Genomic DNA, 6,480 nt, shown 5'->3' with positions numbered 1-6,480 from the left:
CATTTAACAATATGAAAGCAAGTTATTTACTTAAAAACAAAATTATAACAATTATATGTTTTGCCTTTACAAATATCCATGTGATTATTTTATGCAGCCGCGATTCCATTTAAAAAACAATCTTTACCAGACACTCTGCTATCAGACGTTGATTATAACACCGTCTCATTTATATAAGCATAAATACTATTCTTAGCCAAGCAGGAGTGTGTAATAAAAAAAATAACAGGATATCTAATTTAGTATCCAATCAGAAGTAATTATTATTCCCCTTGACGTTTATCAAGGGGAATGGGATAGAATTAAAGCAAACATATTACATAATGAATTCGACCGCACCACCATTTAAGTTGTACATGCTACCTACTATTTTTACTTTCCCTTCTTTTTCTAAGTTTCTAATTATTTCGCTATTTTTACGTATCTCATCTATGGTGTGTTTGACATTATTCTTCGCTACAGCATCGACGTATTTTTCATTTTTACTGCTTTTCTCTCCATCAAATTGCGTCGACTCAATTGCTGGCTTAATCTTATTAAGTAGACCAGTCAGGTTGCCAAGTTCAACGTTATCAATAGCCCCCTTGATTGCACCACAAGCCGTGTGCCCCATAACCAGGATGACTTTAGCTCCCGCAGCAGCACAAGCAAATTCCAGGCTACCTAATAAATCATCATTAGAGATGTTACCGGCAATTCTGGCATTAAAGGTTTCACCGATCCCCGTATCCAGCACTATCTCTGCTGGTGCGCGGGAATCAATACAACTCAAAATGACAGTGGTAGGGAACTGCCCTTCTGCACTACTGCGTTTTTGTGCAAGATAATCATGTTGCTGCATTTTACCAGAAACAAACCGCTTATTGCCCTGTTTTAAACTCTCAACTATTTGATCTGGCGTTAACTTATCCCGTTCTTCTCTGGTCATAGCCGCTGCATATGATATTTGAGGTAGCCCCAAACCAATCCCACCTATGACGCTCGCAGCAGTGATACCCAATGCAGCTTTTAGCACATTCCGTCGGCTATTCGGGTGGTTATCTTCTGAACAACAACTTGGTATTTTACTCATACTCTCTCCTTGAAACTATTGTTGCCATTTTTGTTACTGCCGAATTAGTGAGCAGTCTTTTAAATGTAGTACATATAATTTGTATTACGCGACTGCCAATAGCGGAATTGAGAAAAAATAGGATCTTCTCGGCACGACAATAATCCCGGTCACACCTTGCCCTTGAGGGCTTGATGATGGTCTCTCATCCATTGGGCCAACGAATCCAATGTTGGCTGTAATGTTTTGCCCAATGACGTAATTTCATATTCAACACGTGGGGGAACTTCGGCATAGATCTTGCGATAGACCAAACCGCGTTGTTCGAAAGCACGTAATTGCCGGGTAAGCTCTTTTTGGGTGATAGGTGCAATTGCCCGCTGCAACTCACCAAATCGGATAGGAGCCGCAGTGACGATCAAACGATAAAGAATTGGGATAGCCCACTTCCCCGCGATAAGTTCGACAAATTGCACCATCGGACACTTCTCTTCCACAATCGTATTGTCCGGCTCTAATTTATTTTTTGCTGTCAGCGGCTGATAGGTTGTCATTGCTTTCCTGTTGCATCATTAGTATCCAATTGGTACCTACTATACTTTAGATACTTTTGTATTAAAAATGGTCTTCCATCGTTATTAATGAGAAGACTCACCATGAATCGTTTAAATGATAAATATGCACTAATTACAGGAGGAACCAGTGGCATCGGGCTGGAAACTGCTCGCCAATTTCTGGCTGAAGGTGCAACAGTCGCAATCACCGGTAGAAATAGCGCGGCCTTGCAGGCGGCATATGAAGGGCTTGGCGGCCAAGTTTTGCTGCTAAATAGTGATGCCAGTAATATTGCCGATCAATATCAGCTAGCGACAAAACTTACCCAGGTTTGGCCACGTCTCGATATCGTCTATATCAACGCAGGCGATGTTACTCATCGTTCGATAGAAGAGTGGGATGAAGAAAGTTTTGAGCGAGTATTATCAACTAATCTGAAAGGCCCATTCTTCCTGTTACAAGCACTGTTGCCACTGCTGGCTAACCCTGCCTCGGTGATTCTTTGTGGCTCCGCCAGTGTTCATATCGGTTTACCGCAAAGCAGCGTTTATGCCGCCAGCAAGGCAGGGTTACTCTCTCTTGCGCGAACCTTGTCAGGCGAGTGGGCAGACAGAGGAATCCGGGTCAATGGCTTGAGTCCAGGGCCGACACAGACGCCGGCACTGCAAAAACTGGGGTTATCCGGCAGTGAACAAGAGCACCTGGCTGAACAAATCCGCCAACTGGTACCGATTAAGAGAATGGGAACATCTAGTGAGATTGCCCATGCTGCGGTCTTTCTCGCCTCAGATGAATCCAGTTTTATCGTCGGAACAGAATTACGGGTAGATGGGGGCGTCAGCAGCCTTTAAATACCTTATCTAACAAGAAAATTAGTCACTTACTGGGCATATTGTCTTCATAATAGATTGGGTGCAGATTGGTGGCTATTGCTAAATAGCACACTAATGTGAGGTGACACGATGAAGGCTGCAATAGTAGAGGCATTGGGTGAAGCGCCGGTTCTGGGGCAGTTTGTGGAGCCAACACCGCTGCACGGTGAAACGGTGATAAATGTTGCGGTTGCTGGTATCAAACAACTTGATCGCGCTATCGTTAAAGGCACCCATTATTCCAGCCCGAAAACATTACCTATCGTTCCTGGTACTGATGGTGTCGGGCATTTACCTGATGGTTCACGTGTTTATTTTGCTTCATTTCGCCAGCCTTTTGGTGCCATGGCCGAACGCACAGTAGCATCCTGGTATGTTCCGGTTCCGCCAGAAGTTGACAATGCGACTGCGGCAGCCTTGATTAACCCGGCATTGGCTGCCTGGTTACCGCTTTCCTGGCGGGCCAAGATCCAACCGGGTGAATCCGTGCTTATCCTTGGTGCGACTGGCACCTCAGGCAAACTGGCCATCGCAGCAGCTCGTCATTTAGGGGCGGGAAGGGTCATCGCCGCCGGGAGGCGTCAGGATGTATTGGCAACATTGGGGGCTGATGCCACAGTAGACCTGACATTGCAGGGTGCGGAATTGACGCAGGCATTTACTCAAGCGGCGGGTCCCGCTGGGTATAACGTGATTGTGGATTATATCTGGGGGCCTGCTACCGAGGCTCTCTTCGCCGCACTGACCCATCATGACCTTGCCTCTCATGCTGATGGCTCTGATCAAGGCATACGTTTAGTCAATGTTGGTTCCATGGCATCTCCAACACTACAACTCCCCGCCGCGGTGTTACGCAGCGCAAATTTGCACATACTGGGTAGTGGTACGGGTAATTTCCCAGCTATCCCTGAATTAAAACAAATTGTTTCAGATATTTTCGTTCTGGCGGCACAACAAAAGCTCGCTATTGAGACCCAGCTTCATTCACTGGATGATGTCTCGACAATCTGGAATATCAATAAAAACAGCGATATCCGCTCGGTGCTATCCATCGGATAATATCTGAGATAGAGAGAGCAAAATACGGGTTGGCCGAGATGGGCACAACCCGTGCTATCGCATTAAGATATCTGCAAGAAACGATCGAGCTGCCTGCGCAGTTGGTCATTTTCTTTCTTTAGCTGCTCAACCCTTTCCAGCAATGTTAGGGTCATTGCTACACCAGACCAGTCCAGATCCAACTCATTTTGTAGCCGCTGGGCGCGTTGAAGGCAACTCAGTGCATCAGCGTCAAAAATCCAGACGCTGTCAGCAGGCTCAAGTGGCACAATCACCCCCAACCCGACCACCTCGACCAGTTCATCCTGCATTATTCCTGTTGACTGACATAATTCAGTCACGGTATAGGTGATTTCTATTTCAGCCATAATCTGTTACTCCCACCCGGTGCGAGGATTAAACGACGCCTGATCTGACAGTTGTTGCCAGAGCGCTCGCATTTTCTCGTCCGGTTTTGGCGGCATCACTACCTTGAGGATCGCGTACAGATCGCCGGTGCCTTTTTTGCTGACTAGCCCCTTGCCTTTGATACGCAATTTCTGACCACTTTGGCTACCTGCCGGGACCGTTAACGTTATTTTGCCCGTCAGGGTTGGCATCTCGACATTGGCACCTAATGCTGCTTCCCATGGGGCTAACGGCACCACTATTTGCAAATTCTGACCATCAACATCAAACAATGGATGCGGCGCAATACGAATAACCAGGAATAAATCGCCATTGGCTCCCCCGGCAAAACCTGGTGCACCCTGCCCTTTAAGACGAATACGCTCACCATCTCCCACACCCGCAGGAATTTTCACTTTTAGCGTTTTGGCGGTCTCCGCTCCCGGATACCCCGAAGCATCAACTGTCGGTATTTTATAAGAAATAGAACGCGTCTGTTCCGCTAAAGTCTCTTCTAAAAAGATGGGTAACTCCATCTCAAGATCCTGGCCGCGTACACCGCGAGGTGATCGCTGAGAGGTGTGATGAGCGGAAGCACCACGGTTGGCAAAGAAAGATTCAAAAAAGTCTGAGAAATCTTGGGAACCGGCACCCGCACTGCTGTGCCATTGTTGATTACCTGAATTATAGGCAGCCTGTTGCTGTGTAAAACGCGGGTCATTACGGTGTAGCCTTAACTCGTCGTATTCGGCACGCCGTTCAGTATCTTTTAATACCTCATAAGCCTCAGCGACCTCTTTGAACTTACTTTCAGCATCGGGTTCAGAGCTGACATCCGGGTGGTATTTGCGCGCTAACTTGCGATAGGCCGTTTTAATATCTTTCAGGGAAGCGGTTGGTTCTACTCCCATCACGGCATAATAGTCTTTAAATTCCATGCGGTAATATCCTTAAATTCAATGTGCTATACCCAATAGATTTCAAGGTGCAGGAAGGTGGCAAGAAAAAGACAAATCGGTGGTGAACCGATTTGAACAACGTTGATACTCGCCCCGTCAGGTGAACCTTAATCAGGCTCACTCATCCCGAACATGCTCATTCACGACAACTCAGTGATTAGGGGGACAAATCTGTCGGGAGCAGATTTGAACGCTGCTTGCAGCGGCCCAGAGGCAAGCCCCATGAATGGGCCAAGTAACGGAAACAGCCAACCCACCTGCATTCTGAAAGATGACGGGTAAGATATAAGATATCCCCATCTGACTTATATAAAACTCATTTATGCATATTTATCTCTTTGCCCGCCGTAAACAGTGCAAAGCTAACTGTAAACTATAGCGGTAATTGCTATTTTATGAGATAGACATTGATGATTTTCCATACTAAGAATTACAAATCATATAACTGATCCAATGGCTTATTTGCCGTAGACATCACTCTTTTCTGATTGACCTGCTTGACCGAAGCACGAGCCACTAATTTGCCCTGCAACAAGGTATTACTGAAGGGCGCATCTGGGCGTAATAAGCGTCGTTGCAATAACTGTATAGCTTCAGCCCCCAACTCATCTCGGGGAACATGCACCGCCGTCAGTGGAACATCATGAATCTCTGCCAGATTAAAACCATCCATACTCATAACGGATACGTTATCAGGCACGTTCATGTTCAGTTTATTCAATGCATTAACCGCACCAACCGCCATATAGTCCCCCCCGGCTAAAATGGCTGTCGGCAGTTGGCTCTTATCTCCACAACCTATGATAAAAGCAGTTAATGCTTGCTCAGCCTCTTCCGCGCCAAAGCCATGAGTGGTAATCAGATGCTGCCCATCATCAAAGCGCATATTGTTATTGGCGAAAGCCTCTTTTATTCCCACCAAGCGCAGTTCCATCGTGTTGCGGCGTAAACATTGCAGGGTCAGGATGCGTCGATGCCCTTGCTGTATCAGATAGTTGGCAGAAAACTCACCAATCAGTTGATGGTCTGGCGACACACTATCCAATGACATTTCTTTGTCACGGCAATTAATTAACACCGACGGCTTATGCACCCCAGCTGCTAATGTATGAATGCGTGGATCGTCGATACCAATAATGATTGCTGCTTCGGTTTGAGGATGGGTTATTTTTTCCAAAAATAACGCAATATCACAGCGAGTTTCAGATAATCCACAGTAGCGAATCATCACTTCATGTTGGCTGACCGCCTCAGTAATCCCCTGAATAACTTTGTAGTAAAAAATATCGGTACGTACATCAAAGGCGCGATGAGGAGCAAATACCATAATATTATTTAGCATCAACCGCCCGCTGGACAAATTCTGCAATATCCCCTGCGACTGCGCATACGCCATTACCTGCTGTTTTGCTTTCGCACTGGTATTGGCTTTACCGGCTAATACTCTCGATACCGTGCTAATTGAAAGGCCAGTCTGATTAGCAATTTCTTGTATTTTTAGCTTTCCATTCATTTTGTGATCTCTCTCAAATTAGCAAATGAAAAAATTCTCATAGCCGGTGAATAGCTTATTCAGGCCGTTATTCAATATAAATGC

7 protein-coding genes are annotated in these 6,480 nt (G+C 45.9%); 2 read left to right on the top strand and 5 right to left on the bottom strand.

Features of this window, described 5'->3' with window-relative positions; all coding sequences use genetic code 11:
* Positions 1 to 316: 316 nt before the first annotated feature.
* Positions 317 to 1,072 carry a carbonic anhydrase gene (locus V1952_RS19130; RefSeq protein ID WP_420072286.1) on the bottom strand — a complete coding sequence of 252 codons (756 nt, stop codon included), beginning with the start codon at positions 1,070 to 1,072 and terminating at the stop codon, positions 317 to 319.
* Positions 1,073 to 1,221: 149 nt separating this feature from the next.
* Positions 1,222 to 1,605, bottom strand: a complete 384-nt coding sequence (locus V1952_RS19125) for a winged helix-turn-helix transcriptional regulator (protein ID WP_420072287.1) — start codon at positions 1,603 to 1,605, stop codon at positions 1,222 to 1,224.
* 102 nt (positions 1,606 to 1,707) lie between these two features.
* Here V1952_RS19125 and V1952_RS19120 point away from each other — a divergent pair, with 102 nt between their 5' ends.
* The gene (locus V1952_RS19120; protein WP_420075328.1) at positions 1,708 to 2,457 is read left to right on the top strand and encodes an SDR family oxidoreductase; all 750 of its coding nucleotides are present in this window, start codon (positions 1,708 to 1,710) and stop codon (positions 2,455 to 2,457) included.
* A 111-nt stretch (positions 2,458 to 2,568) separates the two neighbouring features.
* Positions 2,569 to 3,537: a quinone oxidoreductase family protein gene (locus V1952_RS19115; RefSeq protein WP_420075327.1), complete on the top strand. Its 969-nt coding sequence runs from the start codon at positions 2,569 to 2,571 to the stop codon at positions 3,535 to 3,537.
* A gap of 62 nt (positions 3,538 to 3,599) precedes the next feature.
* Here the strand turns inward: V1952_RS19115 and cbpM are convergent, their stop codons facing one another.
* The 3 genes from cbpM to V1952_RS19100 all read right to left on the bottom strand — a co-directional run bounded on the left by cbpM (position 3,600) and on the right by V1952_RS19100 (position 6,396).
* A complete protein-coding gene (gene cbpM, locus V1952_RS19110; protein WP_083162789.1) occupies positions 3,600 to 3,905 on the bottom strand; it encodes a chaperone modulator CbpM in 306 nt (101 codons plus the stop codon).
* Positions 3,906 to 3,911: 6 nt separating this feature from the next.
* Positions 3,912 to 4,862: a curved DNA-binding protein gene (gene cbpA, locus V1952_RS19105; protein WP_083162787.1), complete on the bottom strand. Its 951-nt coding sequence runs from the start codon at positions 4,860 to 4,862 to the stop codon at positions 3,912 to 3,914.
* Between the two features lie 451 nt (positions 4,863 to 5,313).
* Complete coding sequence (locus tag V1952_RS19100) at positions 5,314 to 6,396, bottom strand: LacI family DNA-binding transcriptional regulator (RefSeq protein ID WP_420075326.1); 1,083 nt, start codon at positions 6,394 to 6,396, stop codon at positions 5,314 to 5,316.
* Positions 6,397 to 6,480 lie beyond the last annotated feature (84 nt).

Origin of the sequence: Yersinia sp. 2542 StPb PI (assembly GCF_048593855.1) — a bacterium.
GTDB classification, from domain to species: domain Bacteria; phylum Pseudomonadota; class Gammaproteobacteria; order Enterobacterales; family Enterobacteriaceae; genus Yersinia; species Yersinia enterocolitica_E.
This window is presented reverse-complemented; position numbering and strand designations above follow the sequence as displayed.

What these genes read in the sequence shown, in the direction of transcription:
- V1952_RS19130 (WP_420072286.1), bottom strand. Translation starts at nt 1,072, where the DNA reads ATGAGTAAAATACCAAGTTGTTGTTCAGAAGATAACCACCCGAATAGC.
- V1952_RS19125 (WP_420072287.1), bottom strand. Translation starts at nt 1,605, where the DNA reads ATGACAACCTATCAGCCGCTGACAGCAAAAAATAAATTAGAGCCGGAC.
- V1952_RS19120 (WP_420075328.1), top strand. Translation starts at nt 1,708, where the DNA reads ATGAATCGTTTAAATGATAAATATGCACTAATTACAGGAGGAACCAGT.
- V1952_RS19115 (WP_420075327.1), top strand. Translation starts at nt 2,569, where the DNA reads ATGAAGGCTGCAATAGTAGAGGCATTGGGTGAAGCGCCGGTTCTGGGG.
- cbpM (WP_083162789.1), bottom strand. Translation starts at nt 3,905, where the DNA reads ATGGCTGAAATAGAAATCACCTATACCGTGACTGAATTATGTCAGTCA.
- cbpA (WP_083162787.1), bottom strand. Translation starts at nt 4,862, where the DNA reads ATGGAATTTAAAGACTATTATGCCGTGATGGGAGTAGAACCAACCGCT.
- V1952_RS19100 (WP_420075326.1), bottom strand. Translation starts at nt 6,396, where the DNA reads ATGAATGGAAAGCTAAAAATACAAGAAATTGCTAATCAGACTGGCCTT.